At 48.5% G+C, this 17136-nt stretch carries 9 protein-coding genes and 1 CRISPR repeat array; of the genes, 1 reads left to right on the top strand and 8 read right to left on the bottom strand.

Annotated elements, in window-relative coordinates:
* Positions 1-26: 26 nt before the first annotated feature.
* The 3 genes from cas10d to ACKFKH_RS15895 are packed head-to-tail and all read right to left on the bottom strand — an operon-like array spanning position 27 to position 5730.
* Entirely contained in the window at positions 27-3326 is a 3300-nt protein-coding gene (cas10d, locus tag ACKFKH_RS15905) for a type I-D CRISPR-associated protein Cas10d/Csc3 (RefSeq protein WP_446859295.1), read from the bottom strand.
* Between the two features lie 34 nt (positions 3327-3360).
* Positions 3361-5490 carry a type I-D CRISPR-associated helicase Cas3' gene (gene cas3 / locus ACKFKH_RS15900; RefSeq protein ID WP_446859294.1) on the bottom strand — a complete coding sequence of 710 codons (2130 nt, stop codon included), beginning with the start codon at positions 5488-5490 and terminating at the stop codon, positions 3361-3363.
* A gap of 3 nt (positions 5491-5493) precedes the next feature.
* Complete coding sequence (locus tag ACKFKH_RS15895; protein WP_446859293.1) at positions 5494-5730, bottom strand: hypothetical protein; 237 nt, start codon at positions 5728-5730, stop codon at positions 5494-5496.
* 158 nt (positions 5731-5888) lie between these two features.
* On the opposite strand from ACKFKH_RS15895, the gene ACKFKH_RS15890 reads away from it, so the two are divergent.
* Entirely contained in the window at positions 5889-6752 is an 864-nt protein-coding gene (locus ACKFKH_RS15890) for a helix-turn-helix transcriptional regulator (protein ID WP_446859292.1), read from the top strand.
* A 267-nt stretch (positions 6753-7019) separates the two neighbouring features.
* A CRISPR array of direct repeats spans positions 7020-8147; the repeat unit is 37 nt; unit sequence GTTTCACAAACCCAAATCCCGGCAACGGGACTGAAAC.
* Positions 8148-8252: 105 nt separating this feature from the next.
* Here the strand turns inward: ACKFKH_RS15890 and ACKFKH_RS15885 are convergent.
* The 5 genes from ACKFKH_RS15885 to ACKFKH_RS15865 all read right to left on the bottom strand — a co-directional run bounded on the left by ACKFKH_RS15885 (position 8253) and on the right by ACKFKH_RS15865 (position 17106).
* Positions 8253-8462 (bottom strand): hypothetical protein, encoded by a 210-nt coding sequence (locus ACKFKH_RS15885; protein WP_446859290.1) that lies wholly within the window; start codon positions 8460-8462, stop codon positions 8253-8255.
* A 35-nt stretch (positions 8463-8497) separates the two neighbouring features.
* A complete protein-coding gene (locus ACKFKH_RS15880; protein ID WP_446859289.1) occupies positions 8498-9235 on the bottom strand; it encodes a hypothetical protein in 738 nt (245 codons plus the stop codon).
* A gap of 242 nt (positions 9236-9477) precedes the next feature.
* Positions 9478-10527 (bottom strand): pentapeptide repeat-containing protein, encoded by a 1050-nt coding sequence (locus ACKFKH_RS15875; RefSeq protein WP_446859288.1) that lies wholly within the window; start codon positions 10525-10527, stop codon positions 9478-9480.
* 555 nt (positions 10528-11082) lie between these two features.
* Positions 11083-14022: a methyl-accepting chemotaxis protein gene (locus ACKFKH_RS15870; RefSeq protein ID WP_446859287.1), complete on the bottom strand. Its 2940-nt coding sequence runs from the start codon at positions 14020-14022 to the stop codon at positions 11083-11085.
* 42 nt (positions 14023-14064) lie between these two features.
* Positions 14065-17106: a hybrid sensor histidine kinase/response regulator gene (locus ACKFKH_RS15865; RefSeq protein ID WP_446859286.1), complete on the bottom strand. Its 3042-nt coding sequence runs from the start codon at positions 17104-17106 to the stop codon at positions 14065-14067.
* Positions 17107-17136: the final 30 nt, after the last annotated feature.

Below are 17136 nucleotides of genomic sequence, written 5' to 3'. Positions count from 1 at the left end.
TCAAACTGTGAATAGGGTAGTCAAAATTAAACAATCGCTTCAATTTCTTCGGGTAAGTCTTCGGGTTCAGGAGTTTGATTGTTTTGACGATCGCGATCGTCTTCTAAGCGATAGAGATAATCGCAGGTGTCTCGAATCAGATTAAGTTGAATGCCAGCAAGTCGAGCGCGATCTCCCTTAAGAGCATCCCTAAAGACTTTGGTTATAAAGTAATCTGCAAACTCATAGATTGCTTGCCGTTCCTCTTCAGAAGTTAGTCGTTTCCATTGACCATCTACCAAGAACCAAGGGCGCTTTCCTTCAGCACTCTCACGACCAACATTCCGCATTAAAGTTGCCAAGCGACCAGCAACCGCCTCAGTCAATGCCTGATCGTCATCTACCAAATCTTTGTCAAACTTCAGAATTGTGCTGGCAGCTTCGTCAATAGGCTTCAAAACTGCATTTGGTTTAGGAGCCTTTCCTTTGCTTTTCGCGCGGTAGAAGCGACGGTAGAGTTTTGTCAGATCAAGAAGTTTGCTCATTTCAGTTCCTTTAGGATCGAAGTAGTAATAAAATTGCCGATAAAGCTTGATTTTGGAAATCGGGGGCGAATCCCAATCGAGCTTGCGAACCAGCTTGGTGAGATAGTGAAACACATACAACGGGCTGGTTTCTAAGTCCCGTGCAAGTGCTGCAAGTTTACCCCAGTCAGGATCACCATCCTTTTTACGATTGACCTCCAGATGAATGCAATATGCCGCGCTGAGAGCATTGAGCGGCGAGAATTGATCGGATGGAGCGATCGCATCTAATCGAGTGCCGTCTTTTTCCTGCTTGACCAAAGATGCGATCGCTTGATGCACTCCATCTAAAATTGTGGTTTTCTCGAACTCTGCACCACTGATAAACGGCGGTACAGGCGATTCGGAAGCCACCACTTTTACATCCAGTACGATCGGGAGTGCAAACGCCAACCAAGCAGGCATCACCCAAGATTCGGTATCTGTGGCATCTCGTCCAGGCGGAATTGCCATGAAGAAGAATGTTAGAGGCTGTTTTGGTGGATAGCTCAGTTTGAAGGTTTGATCGTGCTCAGAGGTCTCTGATATGAGCAAAGAATCAACTTTCTGATAGTTTTCGATACTGAATTCTGCCTCATTCCGGTCATTGACTAGATGTTTCCGAACATCCGCATCAAATTTAGTTTTTCGGATGTAGCTGTAAGCCTTTTGCAAAAATGTATTGGTTTCAGGCGTGAAGAAGTAGGCAGGATACAAGTAGAGATAGCGATATTTGCGTCCTTCAAAGTCTCCTCCGGTTGCGTTCGTTTGGTTCATCAAAATCTGCCGTAGCATGATCTCAACTGACCAAATTGAGCAAATTTGCCGCTTGGCTGCCTGCACATTGAATAGAATTTGGCGATTGCTATAAACTTGCGGTGCAAATAGCGTTGCTGATTCCATTTGCTCAGTCACAGTGTAAGCAGAACTCGACATAGCACAGACGCTCTCTCGTCCTCGCCCGGTTGTAATCTTGGCGGCTTGGTATCGAGACAGTTCTAGCAAGAATGGATCAGTTTCAGGAAGTACAACTGCTCCACTCGGTAGCGTCACAATTCGACTCACGTAGGTTCGCAAATCATCCCAGCCATCGGGTAATGTTACTTCCTCAATTAAGGGCTGAATCAAGCTAGCAGCAACCTTAACCATCTCCTCCATGACTTGCCGAACTTGATAATCGTCTAGTTCAGGATTTCTCTGATTGTGTTGTGCTGCCAGGTAGTACCAATCGAGCGGCACGCCTCCAGTATTTTTAATGGACTGAACAGTACGTAAGTTCGCGATCGCATCAGACAAGCCCAGATGCTCTGCTAACTTTTGAGTCAGATCTAGCTCAGGTAAAACTTTGCGGGCTGCTTTAGGCTGTTGCTTTTGCCAATCGTTGAAGCGATCGCGCCATCCTTGCCAAATTCGACGACAAAGCAAATCGCCAAATTCTGCTAATCGATCGATGCGATAATCATCGCCAAATGCAACATTGAGATCGCTTGGAAGTTCTCCACTAAGCTTAAATCCGTCCAAACTGGCGCTACGTTTTGCACCCGATGAAGTTTTGATAGAAGAAATGATCCGACAAGCCGCATTGACCGCAACTTCCATCAGCGATCGAATATCAAAGTAAAGCCAGTAATAGTCCGCGAACTTGATCCCTTTTCCGTCTCGACTAAATCCAGTTTGGGTTTCTTTGAGCTTATCCGCGCAGAGATGCTTAATCTTAGCGACAACTTGATCAGGAATCAAAGTTGCATCAATGGGAGGTGCATTAGATTTGGCAACATAAACCACCCCATCGGGCAGATACAACAGCGGTAAATAGAATTCTTCGGGATGAAGTTCCATCACTGCATTGTTCACCACATTGGTTAAAACACCGCGATTATCTGACAGGGAATGATAGCTAAATTTGAACTGGTCATCACTTAGATTCTGCAAAATAAAAGGTAAACTTCCCTCAGACATTGCATCGCGTGGATGTTTGATCACCGACGCAAACCGATCGGACAACTTCACGAGATTGACAAGCACATTGCGGGTTCTACCATCTAAGCGATCGTCCTCTAGCGGCTTCAGTCCACGGGTCATCAATCCCAAGTCTGCATCGTTTTTGTCGCCTGCGTTACTGCTAATCCAAATGATGTCGTCAACATAGTCTTGCCACTGATTGCCAAGAAAGCGATCTAGCTCAAAATCGAGAATTTTTTGTCTGATATAGTCGCGTCCTAAGTTTGGTGCATCACGTTTTTCGGGTGAGTCTTTGATCCAATCGCGATCGTCAAACGCTCCGGTCGCAATCAACCAATGCTGATAATCTGGAAACTTCTCATAGTCATGCAGAAGATACGATGCAATATACACCCGACATTGCAAATCACCACAATAAGCTCTCACTTGGGTTCTCTGAAAGTCTTTCTGTTTCAGGTATCTAAGAATGCGATAGGTCGGGAAAAAGCCATTCAGCAGATGTGCGAGAAGAGACTGATCTCCTGCATTATCTCGGCGAACTGGATCTTTGCCCTCTGCTTTGCGACGAGCATCAATCCGCTCAAAGAACATGCCTCCCTTCGCCGTTGCGCCTGCCAGCTTTCGTATCAAGTTCGGCAAAACAAACTCAGCAAAATCTCTCAAAATTTCATCGTCTGCATTTCCTGCGGATTCCGCGATCGCTTGCTTAAACAACTGAATCGTCAGCAGTTCTGGCTCACGAACTGGCTCTTCGTCGTCCCGACTCGCCTCATAATCTAGCGGCTGATCGTCATTCTCAAGGGGTGTTAACTCGTTGTTCATAGTTCTTTGGGCTGGAAATTGTTGAAACAATGATTTAGCAAATCCACGGAATGTCTTCCTTTGGTTTCCAGTGTCGGGTTGGAGTTTCTAACATCAGGGCGGACTGTCCGAAAGCAATCGTATAAGCAGGACTTCGATCGTTCGTGCGATCGCTTAATCCATACGCCTGAAACTGCATCGGTAATCCAAGTTTGGTGCGGAGCGTGGTGCGATCGCGATCAGACACATAGCAAACCATCCCACGATGACTCAGTGCCCTTCTCAATTTGGTCGGGATATCTGTGCCTTCAATCTCCAACTGTTTCAAAATCTGCACTCTGCCCAACTGTTTGACTCTGCTAAAGTCATCCTGTGCATAGTAGAAGTACCAATTTTCTCGAACCTCGCGGTAATCCATCAGTCTGAGATAGCACAACGCATCCTGAAATCGGTTTAGGGGAAGCCTTGCCGATCGAACTCGCTCCAAAAACTCATCTTTCTCCATCAACTCAAACACAAAATTGCTCAACAGTCCTGGTAAATTGTAGGTCTTAAATCGTTCTCGCTCAGGCTCATTGGGATTCGTCGTATCATACACCGCACAATCTAGCTGACTACTCCCCCGAAACGACAAAGCCTCATCAATAATTTTGTGCTGTTTCTGCTTCATACAGTGATAGACCTGTCCGCGTCTCTGCGACATCTCGAACCTAAACATCTGTTCTGCATCAGTCCTAAAGCCTTCAGCCGCATTAGGATAGGTCGTCTTCATGTGCGTCGAACACAACTCATTCCACACCTTCCAAGATTGAAAGCTGCCCCACCGCGATGGATAGCCTTCAAACTGATTCACGAAAGACCAACTCTCTCGAATCGCATCATTGAAAGAAACGCGATCGCAGTCCTCACCCTCGCGCAATTTCCCAGCTTCTCCAAACAATCGACTCACCAAAAAGTTTGGAATCAACGCATAGGCTTGATAAGGACGAGGTAGAAAGTCTGGATGTCTGCCCAATCGCCCAAAGCGCTGAATGAAGTTTCCGGCATCAGAAGCTTCAAACACTAAAAAGTTAATCTTGAAGTCAACACCAACATCGATCGTTGAAGTCCCAATCAATAAATCTGCTTCGGTAATCGACTGCGATCGCTCTGTTTCACCTGTCAAACTTGTATTCACCAATACTTTGAGATTGTGCTGCTCAAAGAGAGGTTTTAGAAGTCTTGATAGTTTGTAGACCGATGCGATCGAGTTAAGAATAATCGCACCTTTACTACCAGGGTGATCCAGGAAAAACTGCAAGATAGTATTTTCGGCATTCTCGACTAACCATTCATAGCTTGCCTTTACATTCGGTTCTAGTTCATTGGGAAAGGTGAGAGTAATCGGCTGGCTAATAGGTCGCCATGTTGAAGTTTCCGGGGTTAGCGAAAATCGATACTTGTCTTCATCAACTGGACTAATGACTTCAAACCTTAAGTGAGCTTGACGCAAAAAGTCTTGAAGAGCTTCGTTCGGAGTTGCCGATAGAAACAAGAACTTCTTGCCCGGTGAAGTATGTTTCATCAATAAAATTGTGTTCATCACACTCGCAATTTGCGGCGAAGAGAAGATGTGAAACTCATCAAAAATGAATAGCTTGTACAGGTCATCAATTTTCCTGAAAAGCTTATCTGCATTGTCTCCCTTGTGCGGATTCTTAGGATTACGTCTGAGATAGCAGAATGAGTGAATGTAGTGGAAAATATCGGGATTTGTAAGCAAGATTTCTGAGTTATCTACGCGATCGATAATTCCTTGCTGTTTCGACGAAAGCTTTCTAGTTTCAACAAAGTCCGCCAGCGTCGCACCCGTCAATCGATAAATCTGAGGATCGTAATCGGGATTAAATAGCGCTTTATAGTTCTGAACTTGCCGTTCTTGATCACGAGCCAACTCATTGGTCGGATACATTGCCAACGTATAGTTTTTGCCTGTCATTGCTTTGAGATAAGCTGCAAGGCTCTTCCCATCACCCGTCATCGCCGTATTGAACACAATGTCAATCTCTGGATCATTCAACAACTCCCATGTCCTAATTTGATGCCAGGAGAGATTCGGAATTTCGGAGGGTAATTTGATTTGGCTGGGTATTGCTTCAGCAGGACAAGAGTAAACAGGTTTTAGCCGGACAGAAAATGCTTCCACGTTTCAATACCTTCTTTGCTGAGTTTCTAGATCGACTTGTGACTTCGCCTGATTTCCCAGTAGTTTTCGATACTCGAATTGATTGCCAGACGATCGCACTTTCTCAATCTGGTAATGATGCTGATGAATCGCAATATGAATGGTTGCTGAGAACCGATGACCCACAGCTTGTACCAATTCTTCGGTCGAATGCCAATTTCCATCCGCCAAAATGCTCTCTAATTTTTCAAGATTTGTCATAATTTATACCTGCAATCTTAGTTAGTGCATAGAGTTTAGAAAAGTTTATATTTCCTGATTTGCCTTTATTTCTGTCCGTAAAGACTTGATTGACTCGAATATAACAGCGATTATAGAGATTGAGAAGACGCTAAACGGATAAAGTACACGGACAAATTATGAGTCGAAAAGGTCAGTCAATTACATTGTCAATTTCTGAACGGGATAAAGCGCAACTCGAAAGTCTTGCTCTGGAACTAGGCATGACCTGGGGCGATCGTGCCAACATCTCGAAGCTAGTGGAAGCGATCGCACGTCGTCAGTTGCTGATTGCTCCCAATCACGACTGGAAGATTGAGCGGATTAATGCTCTAAATCAAGCCCGATCTGCTTTAATCGATGCTGGAAAAATTGAGGCTGCTTTGGCGATCGCACAGCTTTTACTAGAGCGCGGTGAACTCACGATTCCTTTGAGGATGCAGTTAGAGCAATTTGTGGCCCAGCCGACTCAGCCCTGGCGATTGGGGGTGGAGCAATATATCCGACAGCAGCAACCATTTCAGTTGTCGTATCAGGATGCGGCGGAGCGGTTGTGGCAGTTTACGATTCGCTATGCTGCGATCGCGCCCCACGAGGATCGGCAATATCTCGATTGTTGGTGTGAGGAAACGGAGGACACACGAGGGTTGCCAGAGTTACAGCACAATCGATCGCTGCGGATTGATCGGATTACCGATGCGGCGGTTAGTCGTGTTTCGGGGCAATGGTTGTTGTCTGGGTTGACCACGATTCCGGTGGAGTTACATTTGTTTCGAGGGTTGGCGTTTGCTTATCGAAGTAAGCGTGCGATCGATGAAGTTAATGAGTGGCATGAGAGTTTGCCGCAGGTGAAGCGAGTTGTCCGGCAAGTGTCGAGTACGTTTTGGCTGATTCGGGAGATTCTGCGATATGGACAAGATTGTGAGGTTGTTTCGCCGGAGTCTGTGCGCGAGTTGGTTAAGCAGGAAGTGTTGGGGATGTGCGATCGCTATGGGTTGCGGTAGAGGAGGGTTGTTGGGGTTATAGCTGGTTGGAAAAACATCGACAGATCGGGAGGTTGGGTTTATGATGTGGCAAGTGACTTTTGGCAAACCGAAGCGAGGGCGAAAACCCTGGGAGGTTTGCCAAACCCCAGAACCTCGACAATCCAATAGTTTTGGGATGGAGCTAAATTATGTCGCTAAATGATTTTGGCTGAAACCAATATTTCAGTTGAGGTTTGCCAAAATCGGTTTTGAACATCCCTCCTCGTGGGGGTTTTAGCTGACAGGGTTTCACAAACCCAAATCCCGGCAACGGGACTGAAACATCGCATCACTTGCCACCACACGAGTTACAGCGTAGTTTCACAAACCCAAATCCCGGCAACGGGACTGAAACCTTCGACTCTAGTTGCTCCTAATGCAGCTCCTCTTGGTTTCACAAACCCAAATCCCGGCAACGGGACTGAAACATTGTGTGAGCAGACCAATTTTGGACAAGCGAATTTGTTTCACAAACCCAAATCCCGGCAACGGGACTGAAACAAAATCTGTTCAGGCAAACTTTCAGAATCCTCCGCGTTTCACAAACCCAAATCCCGGCAACGGGACTGAAACTATGCTTCCTGCAACCGTTCCGACAATCGTTACGTGTTTCACAAACCCAAATCCCGGCAACGGGACTGAAACGCGACAACCGATCGTCCGCTTTGGGGTAACAGTTCCGTTTCACAAACCCAAATCCCGGCAACGGGACTGAAACTTGACCCGCCATCAACGAATGACTCACAAACGTATGCGTTTCACAAACCCAAATCCCGGCAACGGGACTGAAACAGCGATCGCTTCATCTAGTCCAGGGCGTTTGTCTTTGTTTCACAAACCCAAATCCCGGCAACGGGACTGAAACAAAGGCGTAGATCCATTCCCATGCGCCCCTTGCGCCGTTTCACAAACCCAAATCCCGGCAACGGGACTGAAACCATGATTTGCTACCCCCCCCATTTACTTGTGTCAAGTTTCACAAACCCAAATCCCGGCAACGGGACTGAAACTGATAGCCTTCGTCGTTTTCCCACCACTGTCTCAGTTTCACAAACCCAAATCCCGGCAACGGGACTGAAACACTCCCTTGGACGGGTCGAAGCGTTCGATCGCTTTCGTTTCACAAACCCAAATCCCGGCAACGGGACTGAAACGCCCTAATCAATAGTGCGCCCCCTAATTGTTTTGGCGTTTCACAAACCCAAATCCCGGCAACGGGACTGAAACTTGCGCGGCCAAGTTAATCCAGGTGTTTGAGCGCCTCGTTTCACAAACCCAAATCCCGGCAACGGGACTGAAACTTTTTGCCTCTTTGCGAGGAGTTTCGATGCACTCATGTTTCACAAACCCAAATCCCGGCAACGGGACTGAAACCCCCCTGCAACCAGGCTGACAGTTACTTGGATCTGTAGTTGGATACCGACTTGTGAAGATGCCCAGGAAAGCAGAGCGATCGCGCTTTCCACATTCAGCTAACTTTTAGCTTAGGCGATCGAATGTTCTCCTAAATTGATTCATTGCCTTCAGACTTTGAGCTTCTGGGGGCAATTCATTTTGAGTGCGTTGCTTGTAGTCCGATTGATTTTCGACATAGGCTCTCGATCGCCGCCGTTTGGGATAGGATAGCGCAAAGCCCAACTCCGTGGAAACGCAGACAATCCCATCTGTCGCATCAGGCGTTGAACTCATTTAGCGATCGAGCCGATCATATTTGATTGCATTTTCTAGCGAATAAATTCTGTTGGGGCGGGATGAGCATTCGTGCGGCGGTTTTCAGGAAACGCTAAGTTGTTTGGATTGGGAGCTTCTGGTGGAATTAGATAGCGTCGTCCCCAACCGCCATTAATATCTTTGTCCTGTATGGGCGGTGGCGTAGTACTGCCTGTGGGCAAAGCAACTGTCAACACCTGATTGGACTGAAGATAGCGATCGCCGACGACTGTTTGCCGAATCAAGGCAGTGTCGATTACCTTCTTACTCTTCTGCAAACTAACTTCGACCTGCTGGAGTTGATCAGCTTTATCACCCGGAGCCAGGGTCGCCAGAAATACAACATCTGAAGCTGGTTTGAGGGAGAGTTTTAGTTTTTCGTGGAGTTGCCAATCCTCCTGAAATTGACCATTGGGGGCAACTTGCCAGAGGTTCAGTTGTGCTTGCCACTGTCCCTCTTTCACCTCTGTCGTCTGATAAGCCAGAATGGAGTACGTGGGTTTGGGAGTCAGGCTATTGGATGCCAGGGTTGTGGGATAGAGATATCGGACTGCCGCAACACGAATTTCGGTCTGGTCGGGCAGATCAGCTTTACCGACTACCTTGTATGAACCGGATAGATCACCCGGCGTTACTTGAAACTGAAGGTTAGCTTGCCCTAATTTTTCGCGCCACAAATTTCGCACCTGCGTACAGCCGCCCAGCAAAACCAAGGGAAGGATTAACCAAAGAGTACGATGATTGTGGTGCATAATTCCTCAAGCAGGCAAACAGTAATATCAGCGATCGAGCACTATAAATCTTGCATCCCATCAGTCAATAGACCTCCTGCGTGAATCAGAATCGCCCTCATCCCCAACCCTTCTCCCCAGGGAGAAGAGAGCCAGACTCTCTTGTTTTCTCTTGTTCCCTCTCCTTGGGGAGAGGGCTAGGGTGAGGGTAGAGTATTCGTGCAGGAGGTCTAATAGCTTGTATGTCATAGAAGCCCCTGCCTCTACAACTCATTAGCCAGGATGGTATCTGTCAAGTTAGCTTCTAGCAAATTAGCATTGGTTAACTCAGCGTCTTCTAAAGTAGCACCCGTCAAGTTAGCGCCCCAGAGGTTAGCCTGAGTCAGATTTGTGCCCGTCAGGTTAGCGTAACTCAGGTTAGCTCCCCAGAGATCAACACTTTCAAAGTGAGCATCGCTGAGATTGGCGTAACTAAGATCGACCCCGACTAACTTGGCTTCACTTAAATCCTGACCGCTGAGGTCAATGCTAGGAGCAATTAAAAGCGCTCCCAACTTAGCCGGATCAACGCCTTCAGGAAATTGGGTATCAAGGTCGTAGAGCGCTCCTTCTAGTTGGGTTTCACTCAGGATAGCCGTGGTGAAGTCTACTCCAAACAGGTGAGCCTGCCGCAAGTCAGCACCCGTCAGATTAGTGTTGACCAAGTTTGCATGATTGAGCAACGATCGCCGCAAATCGGCACCCCTCAAATCGGCAGCTTGCAGATTAGCACTACTCAAGTTAGCAGCGCGTAAGTCCGCCTCGGTCAAGTCAGCAGCGGTTAAGGTTGTTCTTGTGAGAATGGCTTTTTGGAGACTAGCCCCAAAGAGAGTCGCTTGCTGCAAATTGCTTTGAGTGAAATCAACCTGAGTGAGGTCTGCCCCACTGAGGTCGGCATCTGCTAAATCAGACTGACTGATAACTGCACCCGGAACTAGCTTAAAAGCTGCGATCGGCTCATAGTTACTCGGAAACAATGTGGTGTCATCATACAAAGCACCTTGTAAATCAGCAGACTGCAATTGAGTTTCCCGCAGATCGACTTCGCGCAGGTCGGCTCCCCGCAGATTAGCGCCCGTCAAATTAGCGCCCCGCAGGTTTGCCCGTCGCAGGTTTACTTGTTGCAGGTCGGCTCCCCACAGATTAGCGTCGCGCAGGTCAGCAGCCCATAGATCAACGCCTCGCAACAGCGCCCCACTTAGCTCAACTGACTTTAGCTGGGCAGCAATAAGGGACTGGTCACCAACTTGTTGTTGTAAATCGTAAACATTCATAGATTTAGCAGATCGCAAATTGAGATTGTTTTGTTGAGTGCCGAACTTCGGTTCCTCTAAATCGCCCTGCAAAGGAGAGACGTTGCCTCAAAAAGACTGACTTTGAATCCGGTTCCCTCCCTTTTTAAGCTACCGCGTACACACAAGTCGTAAATCGCTTTGTTTCAGTTCAGCCCCCTAAAACCCCCACCCGTGAGGGACTTTGAATCCGTGAGAAATGGCTTGAACCGTGGAAATCTTTCTAGTTCAAAGTCTCCCTGACTGGGAGATTTAGGGAGCGAAGCATCTTGGCAATGAATGATCAATCCACTTGTATATACAGGGTAGCCTTTTTAAGAGGGACTAGGGGAGATCTCTTGACTTAGGGCCGACTAAAAATCCTCACTTGCGATCGTACTTAGGAGATTTCTAGCAAAGAAGTTACCAACCTTGGGAAGCCCCCTAGATCCCCCAATTCTGGGGGACTTTGACTTTCAGAACTCTCGATGGAGACAGCCGGGTAAATTTATTAAAGGAAATCTCCTTAGCTTTAGACCTCCCAACCATCTTTTAGACTTATTCCACATCCCCTACTTCAAAGGTTTCAACCGATGCTTGCAGTTCTTGAGCGACGACCACGGTTTGACGGAGAGCACTCGATACTTGCCGAGACGAATTAGACGTGCGCTCTGAGATTTGAGTCATGTCTTTAATTAACAAGGCAACCGATCGAGAAGTCACCGCCTGAGACACCGTTGCTTGAGAAATAGCTTGTACCAGGTTATCAATCTGACGAGAAACTTGCACCACTTGACCCAAACTTTGTTTTGCCGCTTTTACCCAATCCGCCCCTTCGATCACTTGAGTGGTGCCCTGACTCATCGCAACCACCACCGCATTCGTTTCGCGCTGAATCGTTCCTACAATCTGTTCGATTTCACGGGTAGCCGCCGCCGATCGCGCAGCCAGTTGTCCGACTTCTGAAGCGACGATGGCAAACCCGCGTCCCTGCTCTCCGGCGCGAGAAGCTTCTAGTCCTGCATTCAGAGCGAGGAGATCAGTCTGAACGGCAATATCATCAATGAGAGAGACCATTCGAGAAATCTGCTGTGTGGCATTTCCTAACTGCTTGACTTGAAGAACGGCTGCATCGATCGTCTCCCGCAGAGTAAGAATGCTTTGCACCGTCTGATCCATCGCCGCTTCCCCACTAGCGGCCGTTGTAAAGGCAGTCTTAGTGACCTCAGCAGCTTGACTAGCCTTGTCCGCTACTATCTGGATAGATTGAGTCATGGCTTCCACCGAGTCCAAAATCCGGCTAGTTTCCTCCGCCTGCTGGAGGGCTTCTTCAGACAGTTTTTGCATTGCGCCTTCGTTGGCACCCAGTAGACTGTTGACCTGCACCGCAGAGTGTTTGACCCTGGTTACAATATGGCGCAAGTTTTCGACGATCGCATTAAAGAAGTCAGCCACAATGCCAATATCACCCGCCGTCACATCAGCCCGCACTGTCAAATTACCGCCCGCAACGCCTTCGACATTTGCTAAGAGCGCCACTAATTGCTGCTGCAACCTCTCTTGTTGACAACGCTGCTCCTCAAATAGGGCGGCGGCTTGTTGTTGGGCTTGTTCTTGCTGATACAAGGTGTCTGCCTGGTCAAGCGCATAGCCAATCTGAGCGGCGAGTTGCTTAAACATCGCTACATCGGAGGGTTGCCAGAGTCGAGGGCCGTCACATTGATGGGCACCCAGTAACCCAAGCAGTTGGTTGTCTTTGAGAATGGGAGCAATCATGCTGGCTCTGATCTGAAAGTTGCTCAAAATATCGCGGTGACAGTCAGACAATCCTTCAGCATTGACATCAGGCATGACTCGCACCCGTCCATTGCGGTATTCCTCAATTAACCCTACGCGAAAGGGGTCGTTGACGGTTTCATTGAGAATAGCTTTCCAACCGGGTTGCACCGATTCAGCTACGATCGTACCACTCCAATCTTCGTGAAACTGATAGATGACGACGCGATCGGTTTTTAGAGCCTGCTGCACTTTTTGCACCGTGATCCTGAGAATGTCTTCTCGCTTTAAGGACTGTCGGATTTGTAGCGTAATATCACTGAACTGTTGAGCACGTTGAGCTTCGACGGCCAGGTTGGCTTCTGATTTGACAATGTAATCCGCCATCTGGTTAAAGGTCATTGATAGCTGCCCCACTTCGTCAATAGAACCGACCTCGGCGCGAACATTACGATCGCCCTGCACAAAGTTTTGGCTAGTCTGGTCGAGATGGGTGATGGCATTTAGCACAGTGCGCCGGAAGATCACACTCCAGGCGACGATCGCAACCAGTGACAGCAAGATTAGTAGTGCTTCTTGATGGAGGCTGTTCCAGAGCAGGGTGTCGAGGTTGGCTTCAGGCGTACCGCGCACTAAGAAGGCAGTGGGGGTGGCACTAAACACCGGAGTAGATCCATCAGGCGTTTCAATGATTCGTTCTGGTAGGGCAATGGCAGCCAGCGTATAGGACTGGTTATCGATCGTCAGACGTTGAGTGACTGGCTTTCCTTTTTCGGCGGCCGCGGCCTGCGTCAACAGCGATTGATCGGGTAACTCTATTTGTAGGCGAGGTGGGGCTGCGAGGCTACTGCGCTCCAGGGCTGTGGCCAGGGTAAATTGTCCTGTAGGCTGGCGTGAATAAATAGCACTGTAGCCGCCTCCCAGAGCATTGACGGTGCTTTCCACGATCGACGGCTTACTGTTGACAACATCCCCAAACACCAGTGCGCCAATCACTTCCTGAGTATCGGGATTTTTGATCGGGGTAACCACATAGCGGATCAGAGCGCTGCGAGTTTGCGGGTCATAAGTGCTGGGCAAGGGCGCGCCTTCTTGAATGAGTTCTGTTTGCTCAACTAGCGTACTAACTCTTACTTGTCGAGCATTTCTGAGCACGTCACTCACTAAACTATGAGGATCAAAAACCTGTCCGGCTCGATTGTTGTTAGCATTCACAATGATTTTGCGATCTTTGCCGACCAGGGTAGCGTATTCCATTTTGTGGGCTTTGACTTCACTTTGCAAAATTTTCTTGACCTTTCCCTGCAAATCACTCGGCAAGCCGCCCTCAACATTGCTTTTAGCCGCACTAATCAACGCGATATTGTCCGATTGCCCTCGCGCACTAAAGCTCATTTGATTGACTTTGACAGCATAAGTCAGGTCGATAACAGCGACTTCAGACTTTGCCTGGTCAGACAGTTGGGTTCGCAAACTATTGGTGAGCACTAGGGTAGAACCAACCCCCAACCCCAAAATGGGGACTAATTCACAGGTGACTAGCGCGATCGAGTGTTTACGCCTAATTGGAAGATTTGCAAACCAGTCCCTAAAGAACGATCGACGAGGTGAACTAGCAAGTGGTCGTGATTGGATCTTTGGCTGACCAATAGGAGCCTGCGGACGGGACACAATCAGAGGCACTGGTTGTTCGAGGATTTTGGAGCGAGTGCGATTGTTCATACAAATTAGGGGAAATAGACGATCGGGCTGTCGGGAGGCGCTCTAATGGGCGGCGGCGATTATTTGGGTCAGGGTATTGAGGAGATCCTGTTCGTTGTAAGGCTTCGTAAAGTAAGCGACGGCTCCCAATTGAGTTGCGAGTTGACGATGTTTGTTGCCATTGCGAGAGGTGAGCATCGCGACTGGAAGGTGACTAAACTGCGAATGGGCTTTTAGTTTTGCTAGAAAGCCGAAGCCATCTAGTCGAGGCATTTCTACATCACAGATCACGGCGGTCACCGACACAGTGTTTAATCGTTCCAAAGCCTCTTGTCCATCTTTGGCTTGTTCGACTTGATAGCCTGCCCGCTCTAACATCAAAGCCAGAAAGCGGCGGACATGAATGGAATCATCCACAATCAAGATGGTCTGGGTGGACGAGATAGGTGGCAGCTCAAGGACGGGGTTGGGCGAGTCGGGTAGCGGACTGTCTGCCCCAAACCGCTCGTAGCTGGCGATCCACTTGAGCAGGTCGGGAATATTGACCAAAGGCACAACCCGACCATCACCCAAAATAGTGCAGCTACTAAAGCCAGTAGGCAGGGGTAAAAGCCCTTCGACTCGCCGAATCGTGACCTCTTGCTCGTCCCAACAGCGATCGACCTGTAGCCCGGCTAGTTGATTTCCTTGCTGCACAATCAAAACGCAAGCAGAGCGAATCGTAGCGGGCGTTTCAAAGTTGTGGGGAGGGTGCGGACAGTTAAAGTCTAGCCAGTGGTTTAGTCGCACCAGTTGCACTAGCTTACCCTGCCAGTTGAGCAGTTCATTGCCAACACTAGAAATGATCTGCTCTGGTTTTAGCAAAAACATCTCCTGAATCATGTCTGTTGGAAAGGCCAGCAACATCCCATTGCTTTCGGCTAGTAAAATGCGAACAACAGACAGGGTAAAGGGTAGCGACAGCGTGAAAGTCGTGCCGACACCGGCCTGAGTATTCACGTTGATTTCCCCGCGAATATCTTTGAGATTGCTCCGCACAACATCCATACCGACCCCTCGACCGGAGAGCGTTGTGACTTGACTGTTGGTACTAAAGCCAGGTTCAAAAATCAGTGATAGTAATTCTTCATCGCTGGCGGCATCTAGTAGCGTCGGATCGAGTCCCATCTGCTCGGCTCGATCGCGGATTTTGTGAATCGGAATGCCTTCACCATCGTCTCGGATTGTAATAATGGTACGATTACCCCGATGTAAAGCATGAATTTCAATTTGTCCAGTCTCCCCTTTGCCCCGCGATCGACGAGTTGCTGAATCTTCGATACCGTGGTCAAAGGCGTTTCGCAATAGATGCATCAGCGGATCATTGAGGGCTTCTAGAACATTGCGATCGATCAGAGTATTAGCCCCAGTCACCTTTAGATCAACGGGTTTACCAAACTGCAAAGAGAGGTCTCGGAGTGCCCGTGGAAAGCGATCGACCACATCCGCGAGGGGACGCATTCGCAGTTGGGTTAGCCCTGTTTGTAGCTGTTTGGCGGTTTTGTTAAGGACACGAGTTGTTTGTTCGGTGTCATCCAGGCTCAAATCCACGTCATCGGTGATTTCTTGAATCTGAACGATCGTTTCCATCACCTGTTGCGATAGCGTGTGTAGATCGTTGTAGCGATCGAGTTCTAAGGCATCAAATTTGAAACTAGCAACGGCATGATTAAGGCTGCTACTTGCCCGACTAGTTGAATAATCGCCATTGTGTGAGCCACTCAGGAGAGGTAAGGTTGGATTCAAGGTTTGCCCCTGATCATAGGCAGTGCGAATCTGGGCGTTGATCTGTTCTAATGTTTGCATCCGTGAGCGAAGCGCTTTGCTCAAATGGCGCAACCGATTAACGTGAAGATTTAAGCCATTGCGCTCGATCGTCAGTTCCCCAAACAAGTCATTGAGTTGATTGAGTTGCCGAACTGGAATTCGCACCGTGCTATCGGAGTTGTCGGCTCCCTGCGTTGCATCAGGCTGAGTATCTAGAATTTTGTAATGGGTGATCTGCGGCGAGTGGGCGGCGAATGGCTCCTCGTCTACGGATGGCTCGACGATCGGGGAAGGTTCGGGTTCTGCAAAAGATTCGACCGCAAACACAAAAGGTTCAAACTCAGCGTTGGAACTAGTTAGATCAGGTGGGGTGGTCTGAGGAATCTCGAAAGGCTTGGAATTCGCGATCGTCGTCTCCCATACAATCGTTTCCTCTTGAAAGGTCTCCTCTACAGTCATCTCTTTAACGAAGAAAGTCTCAACAGTCGGAGCAACTTCCTTGTCTGTAACGATGATGGGCAAAGGGGCTGGTGGAATCCAATCTAGCGTGGTGGGTAACTGTTCTGATTGTCCGACTAAGATAAGAGCCTGCGATCGTCGCCAAGCCTGTAAAGCTGCTTGAGTAATGGATACAAGGTGAGTGGGGTGCGTCTGGAGTGTTTGGGCAACCGTAGTACACAAGTCCAGAAAGGCGGGTAGTTGCAGCATTTCGCCGAGGCCACCAAGTTCTTGCACTACAATGTCTAATTCTTCGGCCAGGTCAGGATGAGCAGGATTATCTAACACTGTCTCCAGGCGCTGCAAACAGCTTTCAACCTCAGTTTCAAACAGCAGTGGGATAATATCTTGCCCCTCTTCTGGTGACAGTAAAGAGGCCGCATTTTCATCTTGAGGATCACCCAGGCGTTGATGTAATTGCTCAAAAACGGGATCGATCTGAGCGGCAACCCACTGGGGTTCGATCGCTTGATGCTGTCGATCGTAAGCGACTACCCAGCGCAGTCGGTCGATCGCGGTGAGCAAAAGATTTTCAAGGGGCGGATCAATTTCGAGCGAGGTATCTACCTTCAAAACTTTGAATGAATCTTCGAGTCGATGTGCCAGAGTACTCAGCACCTGAAACCCCATCATTCCGGCTCCCCCTTTGATAGAGTGGGCGGCGCGCAGGGCAGCATTAATTTTCTGCGGATCGACCCGCCGATTTGACAATCCCAATAGAGAACTATCCAAAACGCTCAAGTACTCTTCAGCTTCCTCGAGGAACTGGTGACGAATTTCAAGTTCCTTATTCTGTGTCATAGGGGTCTGGGGACGTGGAGTAATGGGGCA

Source organism: Phormidesmis sp. 146-20 (assembly GCF_052939475.1).
The sequence above is the reverse complement of the archived record's forward strand: the minus strand, read 5'-3'. Positions and strand labels throughout refer to the sequence as shown.